6 protein-coding genes are annotated in these 17,015 nt (G+C 51.9%); 2 read left to right on the top strand and 4 right to left on the bottom strand.

Annotated features, from left to right (window positions below):
• The first annotated feature begins 7 nt into the window (after window positions 1-7).
• Both AB1L42_RS22275 and AB1L42_RS22270 read left to right on the top strand, forming a co-directional pair.
• Window positions 8-4,111 carry a hypothetical protein gene (locus AB1L42_RS22275; protein ID WP_367061809.1) on the top strand — a complete coding sequence of 1,368 codons (4,104 nt, stop codon included), beginning with the start codon at window positions 8-10 and terminating at the stop codon, window positions 4,109-4,111.
• Between the two features lie 80 nt (window positions 4,112-4,191).
• Window positions 4,192-6,714 (top strand): BatA domain-containing protein, encoded by a 2,523-nt coding sequence (locus tag AB1L42_RS22270; protein WP_367061806.1) that lies wholly within the window; start codon window positions 4,192-4,194, stop codon window positions 6,712-6,714.
• A 269-nt stretch (window positions 6,715-6,983) separates the two neighbouring features.
• Here the strand turns inward: AB1L42_RS22270 and AB1L42_RS22265 are convergent, their stop codons facing one another.
• The 4 genes from AB1L42_RS22265 to AB1L42_RS22250 all read right to left on the bottom strand — a co-directional run bounded on the left by AB1L42_RS22265 (window position 6,984) and on the right by AB1L42_RS22250 (window position 16,252).
• Window positions 6,984-11,978: a hypothetical protein gene (locus AB1L42_RS22265; RefSeq protein ID WP_367061803.1), complete on the bottom strand. Its 4,995-nt coding sequence runs from the start codon at window positions 11,976-11,978 to the stop codon at window positions 6,984-6,986.
• A 59-nt stretch (window positions 11,979-12,037) separates the two neighbouring features.
• A complete protein-coding gene (locus AB1L42_RS22260) occupies window positions 12,038-12,793 on the bottom strand; it encodes an exosortase C-terminal domain/associated protein EpsI (RefSeq protein WP_367061799.1) in 756 nt (251 codons plus the stop codon).
• Window positions 12,777-15,260 (bottom strand): AAA family ATPase, encoded by a 2,484-nt coding sequence (locus AB1L42_RS22255; RefSeq protein WP_367061796.1) that lies wholly within the window; start codon window positions 15,258-15,260, stop codon window positions 12,777-12,779. The genes AB1L42_RS22260 and AB1L42_RS22255 overlap by 17 nt, the downstream gene beginning before the upstream one ends.
• A 77-nt stretch (window positions 15,261-15,337) precedes the next feature.
• Window positions 15,338-16,252 carry an exosortase/archaeosortase family protein gene (locus AB1L42_RS22250; RefSeq protein ID WP_367061793.1) on the bottom strand — a complete coding sequence of 305 codons (915 nt, stop codon included), beginning with the start codon at window positions 16,250-16,252 and terminating at the stop codon, window positions 15,338-15,340.
• Window positions 16,253-17,015 lie beyond the last annotated feature (763 nt).

Below are 17,015 nucleotides of genomic sequence, written 5' to 3'. Positions count from 1 at the left end.
GGTACAAATGGCACCACGGAAGAAACGAGCTGACGATTCCGATAACCTCGGACCTTCAAAGGACTTCAGCAGCCTGCAACACATCCTCGGATATCTCAACTATTCAGGGGGGACGTCGGATCCAAAGTTTCTGGACCAACTGAATCAGCTTTGGAAACGGGAGATTTCGACCTCGGAGACCAGTCCATCTGAGACGCTTGAGAGCGTCTTTCAGACACTGCATACCGGTCTCATTGAAATGGCTGCCACGGATTCTGCCTTCGAAGAGTCGAAACAGGCTCACGCTGTCCTGGAACTGGCTGTCCGGAACACACTTCCCGCCTATCAAACCTATCACTCCGACCTGCTCTTCCATCAAAGTCTTGAGACCTTTTGCCAACCCTTTTTCCTGGGAAAGATTTTCGAGGCTGTCCTGCAACAAGGTGGTCCGTGGAATGAAGAAAGGCGAATCGTCGACGGGGCGATTGCCACTCTCAACGACTTCGTCGGTTACCGTCCTGTCGCCGTGCTCGAGAATGGCCGCAAGATGGACGTGTATGCCCACGAACGCCATCGACCGCTTCCGCTGTTCATTCCGGGAGCTGGAGCTGCAGAATGTCGATACGCTCCGCTGATCGAACGGGCGATGCAGTTTCTGGAAGAAGCTCCGCAAGATCTTTTGCAGGAGTCGTTTTTCTCCCTCGATCATCTGGACGAGTTGGCGTGCGACTTACGTGCTTACGATCACTTGAATCCCATCTTCAAACGCACCAACTACATGTTCGGGGAGTGGGACCCGCACCAGATTGATTCGAAAGGTTTCTATCGACGGTTCGTCATCCGACAGATCATTCTCGATTCGCTCTGCGACTGGATTGAAGAAGCTGGCGAAAAATCCCCTCAGGAAGAACGTCTCTTCGATGCATCCGCTGCGCTCTGCGGAACGATGTTGATGGCTTCTTCCATCAGCGGAGCGGGACCGGGAATGCATGATTCCACAGTGTCGCTCACGACGCTTCTCCCGATCGTTGCCGAACGTCGAGATGCCTTTTACACGCGAATTCTGACGCAACTGACCGGAAGCCGAGCCAAACGATTGCATCAGGAAGCGGTCAAACACCAACAACCTTTCGGCCATGTTCGGCAGTACCTGAACATGAAACTCGCTGGGTACGGAGCCCGGCAAGTTCAGCACCGTGAGTTGGCTCACTTGTACGCTGTGATGGGATATGCCCCGGCCAGCCGCCAACAGGCCAATGCCATCCCTGCGAGTTCAATTCGAATCGAAACCGAGATCGAATGCACGATCGCATCCGCTCATCAGGCTCTCGATCTTGAAGATGTAACCGAAGCTGTCGAATTCGCCAGTTCGATTCCCGATCTTCTCGAACGTGGAGTGCAGTGCGGCGCTCTCGTCGATCCATGGAATATCCTCGGATTCCAGGGGCAGTTTCCCCTGTTCACAGCCCGGGAAGACTCGATCCCAGACAGCCGCATCGAAATCCTGATGGGATTGATGGAAGCAACCTTCAACGTCTTTTCCCGAACTTTGGGAGAAGCGGGTGCGAAAGGATTGCAGACCCAGCGAGAAGAAATATCCGTCGTCTTTGAACGGCTGGCCCACTGGTGGGACAAGTTTGGAAGCGACGTCATCGAAGATTTGCCGGATGTCGACGGTCACGAAAGTTGGGAATCCGCGACACACGTCGCAGAAGCGCTGAAAGCCTGGCGCAGTGCTGGGGAATCCGCCGGCGACATCTCCTTCTGGCGCGAACGTGTCGACCAGTTTCAGTCGGCTCAGTCATACGCTCTTGTGGTCGATGCTCTCCTGTCGAAGAAAGACAGCGTCGCTGCCATGGGCTTGCTCATGCAATGGCTGAGCCAAATGGAAGAAGTCGGTTTTGAGTCTCCACAGCACTCGATTTTCTCACTTCTCATCCGATGGATGAAACTCGCGACGGGCGATGATGATGCCCCTGTCCCACCCGATCAGTCGGCAGCTTCGATCCGAAGGATGTTCGCATTCCTGGAAGCCAACGCTGAGGAATGGTGGTCCGTTCCGATCATTCGTCGAACGTCGACCGATGATCAACAGATCATGCCGGGTGAACTTGAGTTTGGTGAACTCGACGACGAAGAAGACTTTGAAGAAGCAGACGGGGAAGATGAACTCTTCAGCGCTGCGTATGACGGAATGGTCTTCCGCGACAGCGCCGAAGATGGCCAGTGGAGCGACACTGTCGATGACGATTCCGGCTCCAATCAGGGTGAGTTCGAAGCCCTCAACCGTGAGTTGGAACCACGACTCAAATTTCTGAATGCGGTTGGGCAACTGTGGCAGATGGCCGCTGCTTCATTCGCTCGTGCCAGCTTTGAATCCGAAGAGAACTATCAGTTTGATGAACAAACCGTCGATGCCTTGATCAGTTGGCACCGCCAGTCGCAGCGTTGGCAAATTGATCTCGCAGAGCTGATGGAGAGCGTCTGGGATCGGGAAGTCGAATCGCCGATCGGAGATCACGACGGAAACGTTGAATACGACATCCAGCTGCAGGTCAAGTTTTATCTGCTTCATCAGATCATCAATACATTGATCTGTCTGAGAAACTCCGAGCGACTGTTAAACGGTATCATTCCTGAATCCGTGACGGTCCCTCGTGGAACGGAACAGGATCGGCGACTCGCGTTGATTTACCGTGCCGTCGTCCAGCGTGACGAATCGACAGTACGAGAGTTACTCCCATCTCTCTTGTCGCGACTGGCTCGAAATCCGTTGCTCTATATCCCCTTCGAAAGTGGGGGAGATCCGGGTCAGATCTTACGGACCCAAGCTCTACAATCTGTTGTCAGGTTCCTGCTTCGCGAGTTGCCCAAACTCGGCATGCTGCGTGAAACATGGCATCTGCTCTACACAGCTTTTCGGATGGAACGAAAGTGGCGTCCGAAAGGTCAGGCGATTACCGAATTCGATCGGCTGTTCACCATCGCCCTGAGAGGGTCACTGAACGCACTCGTCAACAGCGTTCACACCTGGGCGCATGGAAAACTCGACACTGAAGATCTCATCGACGCCATCAGCAGAGTCCTCGATCCGTACCAATGGCTGTGGTCTGAACACAGCCGCACAATGCGAATTTCTGCGGTCGATGTGATGCGGAAGGAAGAGGAATGGGAAGATCTCGCCGAGTTCATTCAGGACTACGGACGCGAACTCTTCCATGCGAGTCATCTTACGCTAGGTAACGTTCGGGCCATTCTTCACAACGGAGTCGACTGGTTTCTTGACTACCTTGAAGAAGAACAAGATCCGATTCATCCGATGAAGCTCTTGGATGATATCGATACCGGAATCATCGATCGCGAGCACGCAGAATGGTGTTTGGAACAAGTCTATTCCATCATCGTCGACCGGTTTGATCGGTTCCTGGAATACAACACGACGACCACACAATCCGACTATGGCGAGATGATTTACTGTCTGCTGGAATTCCTTCGCCTCGAAGCCAGATACGATCGCGATGCTTGGAACCTCACGCCGCTGACGCTCGTGCACGAAGTTCTTGTCCGGAACTCGCTCCTCGAAGCTGCGGAAGTCTGGGAATCAACTTTTGAGATGCAGACCGCGGACCTTGCGGACCAGCACCTTCAGGATTTGCGACGCTTGCAGAAGCTGTTCGGAATGCGGATGCCGACGATCACCGATCATCTGCGAGAGCGCTTCGTGAAACCACTCGCTGTGAACAGAATGCTCTCGCTCGTCGAACCTGCTGTCAGTGACGCTCGATCAGCAAAGCTCAACTCGGACGCCTTCGAGATGCTTCAGGAAGAAGTCGATGAGTATCTCGACGACTGCTGGGGCTCGGGAGTCGACATTCCGGATTGGCTCCAGGCACTCGAACGTGAAGTTAGCGACGCTTCTCAGCCCGACGAAGGTGGTCGTCCCGGAACTGAGGCAGACCTCAATCTGCCGACAATCAGCATTTCGCGGAAGGATTTCCTGGGACAGGCCCGTCGCTGGAAGGAAAACCTGGGGGCAAAGAACCGTCCGAAATCCAGCAAACCAGATCCGGAGCAGTCATCTCAAGTCGACGACAAGACCACTCCAGATGCGACTGACGAACAAGAAGACTGATCGAAAAGAAGCAGTGACATCATCGTGCTGAGCTGTAAAATTCGATTCAGAGGTTCCCTGAATTCAATTGACGGATCGAAATGTCGTTTTTGAATCCTGCAATATTGCTCGGACTCGGTTTTGTTTCGCTTCCGATCATTATCCATCTGCTTCTGAAACAAAAACCGAAGCGGCTCATTTTTCCTGCTCTACGACTCATTCAACAGCGTCGGAAGCAGAGTATGCGGAGGATGCGTCTCAAGCACTTCTGGCTGCTGCTGCTTCGCGTTCTGGTTCTGGGACTGATCGTTTTCGCCATCGCTCGCCCTTCTCTTCCTCCCGCAAACTATGGGCTGACCCGGTTTGAAATTGGATTGCTCTGCGCGGTCGCAGCCATTGCTGTCGCGGTCTACTTTTTCCTCCGCTATCGCATCCAGCACGAACCACTCCGAGCTCACCATCGTGAGGAACGCCAAAATCGACTCCGCAACTGGACGACCGTCGGAACGCTCGCGTGCATTGCGCTCTTTGTCGGCTGTCCTTATCAGCAACGGATTTCCGGTGAACTGACAGACCCGAAACCGTTCCGCACAGTCGACCTTCCCGTCGCAGGCGTGATGCTTTTCGATTCGAGTCTCAGCATGTCTTACCTGCAGGAAGGCAAGACGTCGCTCGATCGAGCCCGGCGAATTGCTCGCGACCACTTGGAGACACTCCCGGCTGGGAGTCGGGTCGCGGTGGCTGATTCGGCAAATGACAACCCCGTGCTGTTTCAATCGACGATGCTATCCGCTCAGAATCGCATTGAAGGATTGCAGCCCAGCCCATCTACTCTTTCACTGGATCGGCGTCTGGAGTCCGCCTTTCGAGCACATCGCGACGACCGTTCTCGAACTCTAGCAGACCAAGACAACATCGCTCCCGATTCGCGAAAAGACCGTTACATTCGCAGAGTTTATCTGTTCACGGATCTCGCTGAATCGGCGTGGCGAGAGCGAGGCTCGTCGTCGCTGTTGGCCGCACTCAAGGACCAGCCAGACGTAAACGTCTATCTGATCGACGTCGGGAATGAAGACCCTCAAAATGTCGCCGTCACTGAAATTGACCTGTCGCGAGAGCTTGTTCCCGTTGGTGGCGACCTGACAGTCTCAACAACAGTCACCGCGACTGGAGCAGACGCTGGCGAAGAGGGTGTCGATCTTCTGCTGAAGAACATGAAGAACCAGACCGCGAGAGTTGGTCAGCTTCAAATGGATATCGATGCTGGCGTTCCTGTGCGGATGCCTTTCCCAACATTGAGTGCACTCGAACAGAAAAACCTGCAAGGCGAAGTGCGTCTGGCGACCAGTGACCCGCTGATGTTTGACAACACCCGCTACTTCTCCGCCGAAGCGATTCCGGCTCCGAAAGTACTTGTTGTGGGTCAAGAGTTTGATGATGTCAACGAATGGATGATCGCCCTCGCACCTTACGAGGGAGTCAACGCCGGCAAGAATCGATTTCTCCCGGTGTTCGAGTCGGTCAGTCGACTCACAGAACTCAACCTGGCGGATTACGCTGCGATTACAATGATCAATTGCCGCCGACTCAGCGACGATGCGTGGTTTCAACTAAGCCGATACGTCGAGAATGGCGGAGGCTTAATCATCGTTCTGGGAGATCCGGACATCGAATCTCCGTGGTACAACCGTGCTCAGGCGGCGAAGTTTCTTCCAGCCCGTCTGGATTCGTGGATGCCGGAAAACGACTGGCGAATCCTCGTCAAGAATCGAAATCATCCTCTGTTTTGGAAGTTCCGTCAGCTCGAAAGTTATGGAGCGTTCAGCATTCTGGAGAGTTTGGTGCGGATCAAACGGTTCTGGAAAATCGAACCGGCCGAACAATCAAACGTGCTCGCCTACTTCACTGATAAAGAGAGTTCACCCGCCCTCGTTGAGCGGAGCTATGGAAAAGGCCGCACGGTCATCTTCGCTACAGATGCCAGTAATCCCGAAGACCGAAGCGCATGGAACAATATCGCATCACCAGTTGGCGACTGGAGTTGGCTATTTCTCCCGTTCACAGAACAGTTGACCGAGTACGTTTCCCGGTTGACTGACATTCAACACAACTTCGAAGCTGGCTCCACTCCGGTCATTCCGATTCAGCCTTCGGAGACCGAATCGACTTATTTGCTTCGTGATCCGGACTTGAAGCAGACACAATGGACCGCAGCCCCAGGTCAATCCACGATCGCGTTCGAGTCATTAGATGCACTTGGCCACTACGAACTCTATGCAGCTGGATCTCGTGTTCCGGTCCGAGGGTTCAGTATCAATGCTCCCGCACGTGAAAGCGAATTGACTCGCCTGACGAACCTACAGCTTGATGCCTTATTGGGCGAAGACAGGTACAAAGTCTCGCGAAGCATTGACGAGCTGAAAGACGACATCAATGCAGCAGATTTAGGCCAGGAAGTTTATCCGGTCTTGCTGATGCTCGTCGTTGTCTTCTTTGTGGCAGAACATCTCGTCGCAGGCTACTTCTACGGAAAGGGTGAGCCTGTCGAAGAACCCGCCGCAATGCCAACCTCTCCGAAGACCTCCGATTCGACGCCGCCATTGAATCCAGAAGAAGCTTCTTGAGAGTCCGTCCAATCGATATCGATACGCGGACCGCATCACTCAAGGTTTTGGAGTTGCAGAGCGGATTCGGAATGCTGACCCAAGGTGCGCAATGCACTTGCTGCGAAGCTTGCTAGAAAATTGATCGCACGCACTTTTGAGCACTTAATCACGGATGCTTTGAGCGTTCATACGGGACACGAATTCAGAACGTCCCGCTGAACTGCGAATCGAAGCGCATGCTCAAAAAAAAAACACTCCCAAGTGGCTACTTGAGAGTGTTGGATTGTCTACTCGGTCTTCATTGCGGTTTGTGCAGAGAGCTGTTCGAAGTCGCCGAATGCTGTTCGAAGCGCTTTCAGATAGACTCGATCCCAAGAGTCAGCAGTCCGTGGATCAAGTCCGTCCTGAAACGCTTGAATGTACTGGTTTCGGGCGCTATCGAGCTGCTTGATCTGGAGATAGGCGTACGCCAGGTGAATTCGTCGAATCGGCGTCGATCCCAACTGGATCGCCTTTTCGAAACTCACTGCAGCTTCCTGATTCTTCCCTGCCGCCAATTGCACGATCCCCTTGGTATCGATCAGGTTGGCTTTCTCCCCAGAGATCTCCAGAGCATGGTCAATCATTTTGGTTGCAAGTTGAACGTTCTTGCGATGGACAGCTTCGATCATGGCAAGGTTGTTCAATGCGACTTCATTGTCGCCATCAATCTCCAGGATCTTTTCGTAGCTTGTCGCTGCTCGATCATACTCTTCCTGAACCACATAAAGACCAGCTTCGACTTGCAGGATTCGGATGACCTCGAGACCGCTTGCGTTTTCCTCAGCGTAAGTCACAAGAGCCATCAACCGGTCATGATCGTTCCCGGCAGGTTGAGCTGCCATTGCGAATGATGTGAAATCGATGAGTCGATCAATCGCAATCTGTTCCTTAGCACCCTCAACGAGATCCAGAGCAGACGAGATCCTTCCATCGCGTGCCAGGAAACCAGCCAGATCAACGGCAGCTGCCGGATTCAGTTGAACGAGGTCCTGATAAAACCCTTCAGCAGTCTTTAGAAGTTCCTTCGATGCTTCCTGACTTGCTTCATCCTTAGCAGCGGCCAGTTGCTTTCCGTAGACCTCTGAAATCTCGGCCGCCCAGCGAATGCGACCTTGAGATTCTGCGTCTGACGGACTCGCGGGACGACTTCGAGCAACCAGAGTCAAGTGTTCGAGAAGTCCATCGAAATCCTTTCGAGCGAAGTGCAATTTCGCACGACGTGAATGCCAGATCGTCGAGTCTTCCTCCATCGATTGCAGAATCACGAGTGAACGTTGAGCCTCATCGAAGGCTTGATCCTGAATTGGACCAGGTCCCTGTTGAACTCCGTAAGCACTCAGCAAATCGATCAGGGTCACATAATAAAATGCCCGCTGCTCATCTGTACCACCGAGTTCCGTCAGTCCTCGAACGAGAGCAATGGCGTTGAGCAGATCGCCTTTTGATTTGTCGTTCCGAGACCCGTAGAGTCGAGCGAGATTCATTTTATCATCAGGACTCAACTCATTTCCGGAATCGAGGATTTTGGAGAAGTAGCCAATGGCTGCTTCCTGCGATGCTCGATCTCCCCGCATCATGTAAACGTACGCCAGTACTCGCCAGTTTTGAAGTTCAGCAGCCTCAAGTAAAGCGTCACCTTTCTTGAACAGTGGCACATTCTCTTCAAGCAAGCGAGTGGCACGCAAGAATCCCGGATTGCCATGATGTTGGGCTTCGAGCACTGCTGCTGACTGTCGAGCCTGAATTAAGACGGACGGTTGAATGTCTTCCGTCGAAGCGAGGTCAATCAATTGTCCGTAAGCGGCGATGGCTTCGTCGTACTGCATCATGCCGAGCAACAGTTGAGCGAGCATTCGAATGCGGACCACGAGTTTCTCTGGATCCTCGCTACTTTCGATCGACTTTCGAAGATGTTCTTCGGTCTTTTCCTGATCTCCGACAATGAGATAGCATCGTGCTAAAGTCAGATCGCGTTCGTCTGGAGCTGCATTGTCGGCCGCACTGGCGATCGCCTTCTCGACTCCTTCCTGATCACCTTTGAGGTGGTGATACAGCACGTCGAGTCTTCGGAGAGTCTCGTCATTGGGATTCATTTGAAGGGCAGTGTCGAGATGCTCTCGAGCAATGTTCAGGCTGTTCGTTCCTGCCGTTCCGGCTCCTGATTCCATCTCTTCACGAGCTAACTCCATGAAGACCTTTGCCAGCCAGGCGGCGTCATCTTCCTGATCAGAAAATGTTCGGGCTGATTGTGCCAGATTGCCTGCTCGATCGTAATTTTTCGTAAGGATCGACAACTCTGTTGCGAATTGCAGAGCATTCGTGTTTCGTGTTGAACCGTAGAGGTCCAGCGCCTCTTTGAGAGCTGCGTCTGCCTCGTTGATTCGACCTGCCTGCTGCAGCAGTTGAGCAAGGGTGTAGAGAACTTCTGCGTCAGCTTCGTTGCGGTCTCTGATGGTCTGGTAGATGGTGATTGCAACATCGGAATTCCCACCTAGAACTTCCAGACGGGCAATCATCGATTCGGCCAATCGCCATTCAGGTCTAAGTTCGAGTGCTTTATCGAGATGTTGAATTGCTTCTATAAGTCGTGGATCTTCAGCGATCGAGTCGCCAGACTCCTGGCTCTCCACAAAGGCTAATGATCCCAGTCGCATTGCTTCACCGTACTCCAGGAGTGGATCGAGATTTTCCTGTCCTTGAGCAACTCTGTCTCGCAGGACTTGAAGTCGACTCTCTAGAGTCTCAGGCGAATTTGCATCGACAGCGTACTGGAAGACTTCCAGTTCCAATTGTTCCTGCGAGAAGGAGTTCCGATCGGTCCTCAGATCTGCGAGTTGAATCGCGCTCTCCAACAGCTGTTTCTCGATTTCCTCGTTGCGAGGATACAGCTGATGCAAGCTATCCAATTGTTTGACTAATCCGCGTTCCAGGAGTTCCTGATCGTCAATTGTGTAAGAATCAGGAGCTTCTCCGAGTGTTCGAATCTCCGCAAGAACGGAGTGAATCGACGCTTTTTGTTCATCCTCGGTGGAAGCTTCTTCCGATTTGCCGGTAGCATCGGCAAGTTTGCTGATGGCGAGTTGGGCCTGTAACATTCGCCAAGACGGTTGATCTCCGAATTCTTCGATAGCTTCTTCGATCGCTTTTTCAGCTTGCTCGATGCGATCCGGTTCCGTTGATTGCAGCAGGAGCAGCACTCGCGTTGAGACTAAAAGCTTCGAATCTGGATGCTCTTCAATTGCGGAATTAATTTCCGCATACGCATTTGCAAAGTCTCCCATTGCACCTAGCAGGTTGACCTTGAGCATGACGACATCAAGATTGTCGGGATAATTTCTCTCCAACATCGAGACAATACGAGCAGCTTCGTTCCAGTTTCTGCGTGCTGGTGGCAGCTGTAAATTGTCGTTGATGAGTTGAGCCAGATAGACTCGATTCGCCATGAACGAATTTGGCTGCTGCAGGATGATTCGCCGTGTTTCGTTCTTGGCCTGCTGCGTCTTGCCTCCTCGCTGCAAGATGCTTACGTACTGCTGTCGGAGGTTGAGATTTCCCGGATTCCGAAGCAGAGCCGTTTCAATTGTCGACTGTGCTTTCTTCCAATTGCCGAGTCGCTCGTAGCAGTAAATCAGTTCCCCGATTACGTCGGCCGTGGTCAGACTGGGAAATGCTTCATGCAAGAAGAGGAGCGGTTCAAATTGTTGGGCTGCAGACTGGTAATCCTGATCGAGCCACAAGTCTTTTCGGGCTTGCAAGACTGCGATCAACCCAGAGAAACCGTATTTTGAGAACTCTTGAGGGACACTTGCACTGCGATAACGCTGCTCCTCAAAACTTGGTGAGTTCTGAAATTCTTCGATTGCAGCGATTTGCTCGTCGACTCGTTTCGCGACCTCAGCTTTCGCTTCTTCCGTCGCTGTTGCCGCATTGTTGCTGCCAAAATTCTTGATTTCCTGCTCAGCCAGAAGGTAACGGTAGTATTCCTTCTGAAAGGTCTCGTTCGGAATTCGATTGACCGTCTCTCGCATCCAGTTGATGAACCCTGGCTGGTCATTGCTCAAGTTCGCCAAGTCTGCCCGGAGGGCTGTCAGCTGAAACGAGTCTGGGTGTTCTTCAATCCGCTCTTCCAGACTGGCAATGACATCGTTCATGTCCTCTGGGTTGAATTGTTCGGACTCTGAAGTCCGCATTGCGACGAAGCAGTTGTACTCGATACTGACTGCTCTTAAGAATCGCTCTAGATTGTCTGTCGATGCTTCTCGTGCTCGTTCCGCATCTTCCAATGCGAGAGTTCCAAGTCGCTTGGAGATCTCAGCAGCTGATGAAGGATCGGCTTCGGGGTCAGCAGTCTGACCGTCTTCGAGGTACCATTTCTGTTGAGCGATCACACTCCTCAACGTTCCATCATTGAATCGATCCACATTCTGAAATGCCAGAATGGCGCGGAACAACCCGCGATTCAGCCAGCTTTCCGTCAGATTATCGGCAGATTCTCCGTCCGCAAACCGCTCAACGCTATCTTCCAAACTCTGAAGCGCCTCGATGACTTGATTTTGTTCGTACAACACACCGGAGAGCAGCCGGTAAGCCTTTGGAGTCGCATCGTCTTTAGAGATTGCCTCCTGGAGGAGCAATATTGCATCTTCCTGTTCATCGAGACCGATTTGTGCCTGAGCCAACTCGACCAGAATTTCACTTTCGTCCGGAAAATCGTCCTTGAGCTCAGTCGCGTGTTGGCGGGCTGTTCGAAAGTATCCGACAGCTTGTTCTGTGAGGCGGATGTCGCCTCTCCCCGAAATACTTTGTCCGAGTTGAAGTGCAAGCTTCGTTCTCTTGCGACGGATCTCGTCGCGTGATGTGTCAAGACGCAGCACTTTTCCCATATTGAGATAGGCACGGTTATAGAAAGTGAATCCCAACCCGAGATTCCCCAGCCCTTCCAGAATCAGAGAACACTCTTCGATTGCTTTAGGATCAGAACCATTGATTCCGAGGTACCGTTGATAGTAGCTGAGCGATTCCCCAAGCGTTTCGACGAGTTGCAGTTTCTCCTCGTCGGACAACTCTTGAGCAGCCTCTAAATCTGGAATGTCGACCTGCTCAGTCAGCTTTCTGGCTTCTCTAAGGTAGCCATCCGCCTGACGATCGATCTGAAAGGCATGTACGGAGACAATCGCGATCCCACAAATCAGGAGCGTCGCAAAGCTCAGCAAGAGGAATCGAGTATTGACCCTTTTCATTTTCCTGCACCATATATATTAATAGAGTTCAAGCTATGACCGAACTTCAGCCCAGCCGATCATGACTCAGCAGATGTTAAAGCACTGGTGTCTTGTGTTGGCTGATCAAGTCGAGAGGTCCAGCCAAAAACCTCTTTGATGAGATCATCAAGAACGAGTTTTCCGTCCTGGAGACTCGACTTCGAGATCTGCATCAACACTTTGACCGTCGCAGGCCATTCACTCGATCCCCACAGTGACTGGTGCACTTTGCGGCCTTCGTTCTTATTGACGATGACATCTTTGCCGATTTGAAACCAATGTGCGGTCACAACCTTCGCTCCATTCAAGTCGAGGAGAAGGTACTCGACACGCACAGCTCCGTGCGGAGTTTCCAGATCTTCGATGAAGCGATCTTCAACTTTATATCCAGCCCCCGTATAGCAGGTTTCCGGATGGTGCGGAGCAGGATCGACAACGTCATCGATTGATGACCAGACAGCCAGATGCACACTGGCCTGCTCCCCATCCGTCGAGGAATAGGTTCTTCCAAGTGTTTGGTCTGCCCCCAAGACCCCGGCAGTCCGCTCGTCGAGTTCATCCTGATCCACGCCCGTCCACTTCCCGAGTACAGTCGGAAGTTCGGAGACCGGTTGCGCAATGGGTCGGATTGAATGTTCGTATCCTCGACTGACGAGTTGCACACACACGAAACAAATGAGCAACAACGCCCCCACAAGGATGAAGCGTGATTTGGGGGCTTGTGCTGCTTGCTCTTGAGATGGCTCCTCAGTCGACTCGGTGGGGGCCGTTTTTTCTTTAGTTGTAGAGGTCATAACGTCCCCTTACCGGATGCCCAGAAACAATTGTACCAATCACAGTGGCTCCATGAGATCGAAGGATGTCTCTCGCTGAAATTGCATCGGGAACGACACTCACATCCCGAGTCAAAGCGAGGATCACTCCATCAACATACTCTGAAACGATTCGAGCATCCACCACTGGCAACACCGGGCAACAGTCAACAATCACGAAATCATATTGTTCTTGCAGCGTTGCGAAGAATTCTGCAAGCATTCCGGAATACGATTCCAAGTAAACTTCGGAGTCAACATTCCCTGCCGGAATGATGGTGAGCTTGTCTTCTTCGATATACTTAGAAGCACCTTCGAGCGTCTCCTTGCCTGTCAGGATATCATAGACTCCAGATGCGCCATCGACTTCGAAGATCTCGTGAACTCGTGGACGACGGAGGTCGAAATCAATCAGGACTGTCTTTTGTCCGGATCGCGCGAGCATTCGGGAGATTTCCACTGAAGCGGTTGTCTTGCCCTCACCCGCCGTGGCACTGGAGACCATGATGCAGTTCTGATTCTCGGAAGCTTTTCTCCGGATCAATTGCGCAACAATTCCACGCACGGACTCCGATAAGGCTCGCTGGAGCTTCATGTCCTTTTTGTCGTCTTTGCCGTTTTTGCCGCCGAGCTGTTTCATCGGCAATCGCGGGATTCCTCCCATGTGCTCGAGGCCAATGGCGAGCCGCATGGTCTTCAGGTCATCAACGTGCTGTTTTGTTATGTCTCTCCACATCAAGAGAATGAGCGGAGCAAAGAGACCTGCTAGGCCCACGCCAATCGTGAGAGCAAGTTGCTTCTTCGGATCGTCTTTTTGAGCACGGTCGGCAAGGGCCATGACTTCAATTCGTTTCGATTGACTCTTTGACTCGACGCGAGTTCGTTCCAATTCTCCTGCCAGGTTTGAAACAACCTGTTCAAGAGATGCGATGTCACCTCTCAACATTTCGACGTCAGTTGAACTTTCGCCCAAATTTTTGAATCTCGCCGTGAGTGCTTTAATCTCCTCCAGAAGCAAACCTTCTTGTTCCACTATTTTCGAAATACGAGATTGAAGATCGATTTCGTTAAACTGTGCCAGCAATTGATCCTGATTCTGACCCGAATCACCGACAACCAATGTTCCAGTTCCCTGTGCTTTCAGGGCTCGCAAACGTTCTGCTTCAATGCGACGCCAGTCCAACTCGTAAGCCAATTGGTCTTGTTCGAATTGTTCTTGCAGACGGCGATTTTCGCGTTCGTATTCTTTTTTGAAGCTGCGTTTTATGAGCGACTTTCGAAAGTTCAGATCGTCATCAATCTTCGCGAGATCGCTCTCGTATTGTTGTCGACTCTTTTCGAGCCCGCTGCCTTGCAAGCGTTTTGCTAGCGCCTGGAACTTCTCTTCAAGTTCTTCTTTCTGCTCGTTCAACCGGCGGATTTCCGGATCAAACGCATACTCCTCTTCAAGAATTTCCTCAGTCAGTACCCATTGATTGGATGACTGGCCGACTGGAAGCGGAGGCAGAGGAGCCCTGAGAGATGGATCAACAGGTTCTTGAGTGACGACCGGTTGTCCGTCTTCACCCGGGACAGCTTCTCCGGTTGATTGGCGGTGCTTTTGTGTCTCGAGCAATGCGAACAACTGTGCTTCGAGTTCCATTCTTTTGAATCGAAGCTCGTGTCGTTGCTTTTCGAGAGTTTCACGCTCACTCAAAGTTGACTGTTGAGTCAGAGTCAACGACTCGGAGCTTCCTGATCCAGCCGTCTGGGCCATTCGGACGAGCTCATCTCGAGCGGCTTTCAACTCTTTCGTCTTTTCCAAGTACAGACTCTGTAAATCCTCGAGTCGCTTCTCGTCTTTCTTCTCGTCCGCCGTCACGTATTTTTCGTAGTAGTTTTCAACGACCGAATTGACGATCAGCATTGCAGCTGCTGGATCAGGATCACGGAACGAGACGTTCAAGAGTTCCGTGTCAGGAAGCTGCATCACGTTGAGATTTTCGCGAATCCATTCAATCGGATCGGGTTCGGACTGAATCTGGGGAAGTTGAGCAACTTTCTCATAATGGCCGAGAACTTGATCGATGTTGAGGTCGCTCCGAATCAACTGAGCCTGCGTTTGCAGAAACAGCTTGTAGGTAATCGCACTTGTCTGCACCTGGTCCGCTGTGTTGAAGATCAACATCGGATCGTCTTGATGGATATGAAGTTGAACAACTGCCGTACTCTGAGGCTTCATGAGAAGCCACGGAATAATCGCTAAAGGCGTCAGCAAGATTCCCAGCAGCAGGCCCAACGCCCAACGGCGACGGAATGCGTGCCAGATTGCACTGAGTTGAATTCCACTTCCCTCTTCAGCTGGGGCCGAGGAGACCGTGTTCTGAACGAGGTACGGCGCTTGTGGGTTGTTCAGGCCACGACTAGAACGCCCATTCGCAGCGAGAGGTTTTCCGACATCCGTCGACATATCGTCAGTCCAAAATCCAAAACTAGGTCACACGAATACCGCTCGATCACGGCACATCAGTACGTCAGTTGTCAGTCTTAAGCAGTCCGAGGTGAATCCTCGATGAACACTCTTGAGAGGAACTGAAGTTCCAGCCACAAAAGGATCATTGCCAGCGGCATCATCATCCAGCCGGCGAAGTCGTGGAACAATTTCTCGGCAAACTCCGGATCACCGTACTCGTAGGCAAGTGCTGTCACCACGATTCGGAACAGATTTGCCAGGACGGCGATGACGCCTGCACTGAGACAGAGCACAATTCGTTCCCAAATCGGTCGATCAATGACCAGGCACAGTCCGACAGAGAGTGCAAAGAACGAATAAAGCATTCGGATCCCACTACAAGCTTCGGCAACACCCACCACTTGATCTGACAGTGTAATGATATTTCCGTTGGAAACTGCCGGGACCCCGAAGGTCTGAAGCGCGTAAGTCGCACAGATCGTTGCCAGACTCTGGAGTTGGCCGCTCATCATGCTGGAAACCATACGCGGCAGTGGAATCATGAAGACGAGAAATAGTATCGCAGGAGCCGCCCAGTAGAGCGCCTTGAATCCTGCACACAACACAACGATGCCCAAAAGCAGCGGAATCAGAGAAAACGCTTCAAGCGTGATGATCGGAGAATAGATTCCGAACAGCTTCATCATCAAAGCCAGCACAATCAGAACAATCCCGGTGATCGTTGCTCCGAGGGAATTGCGGCCCATGTCTGCTCCGTTCAGAAGCTCGCGTCGATGGTAAAGCAGATACATCGAGATCAGGGGAACGAAGAATCCGTGCGAATAATCGGGATTGGAATTCCAGATCCCGACCAGCCAAACCATCGTGGAATAATTGATGAGAACTGCAAAGACACTGAATACGGCAGCCCATGTCAAAGCAGATCGCTGAGTCACCGAAAGCCCACCTTCGGCGAAGTCTGTTGATCCAGAACTCGTGCGCAGATTCATAGAAGTATTCGTTCGTTAGGGAATTCTACTTAGATTTCAGCGAGTGAAGATCAGTACGACAGCAGACCAGCGGCAAAAGGATTGGTCAGCAGCTTACTGGATTCGTCGTGGTTCGCGAGTTGTCTGATCGTAAGACAAGTCACACTCATCAGTCGTCAACAGTCGTGCGATCGGAGATCTTCGCGATCGCGGCGTGGGGTTCACCGGGTTGGTTGATGACACGTCTTGCGTCATTGATCGACAAACAATGGCCCGAGATGGGGGGAATCGGCGCAATGCCTTTGCTCATCATCGTAAACGCGACGATACGAGAATACAATCACCGTTTTCTGGATCAATGTCGAATTTGAGAGTTTAGGCATTGCAGTAACGCTAGGAGGCCATTGAGGCCGGTTAGACCGGTTCGTTGGAACATCACTTCACAGTCTCCAGTCAAACTCCTTATCGATCTTGCTCTGTAAAGTTCTCGATTCGCCATGCATTGAGAAATTTTGATTGGGAAAACCGTCACAATCCGGTAGCCCTGGTAATCTCGAGCAACAGCGAGCTTGTGGATCATTCAGGTAGAATTCAATCATTTTTCAGCAGCAAGAATTCATGACCCGTTCCTGTTTTCATAGAAGACATCTCAGCAGCAGCAAACTGCTCAATCACACCCATGCGACGCGTGTTGTCGTCTACCGAATCTGACCGGAGTCGACGTTCTCAGATTCTGCCAGAGGAAGTCGAGTTTTCAATTTAAGAGTCTCGAATTGAAAGAAAT

The organism is Thalassoglobus sp. JC818 (assembly GCF_040717535.1).
Taxonomy (GTDB): domain Bacteria; phylum Planctomycetota; class Planctomycetia; order Planctomycetales; family Planctomycetaceae; genus Thalassoglobus.
The sequence above is the reverse complement of the archived record's forward strand: the minus strand, read 5'-3'. Positions and strand labels throughout refer to the sequence as shown.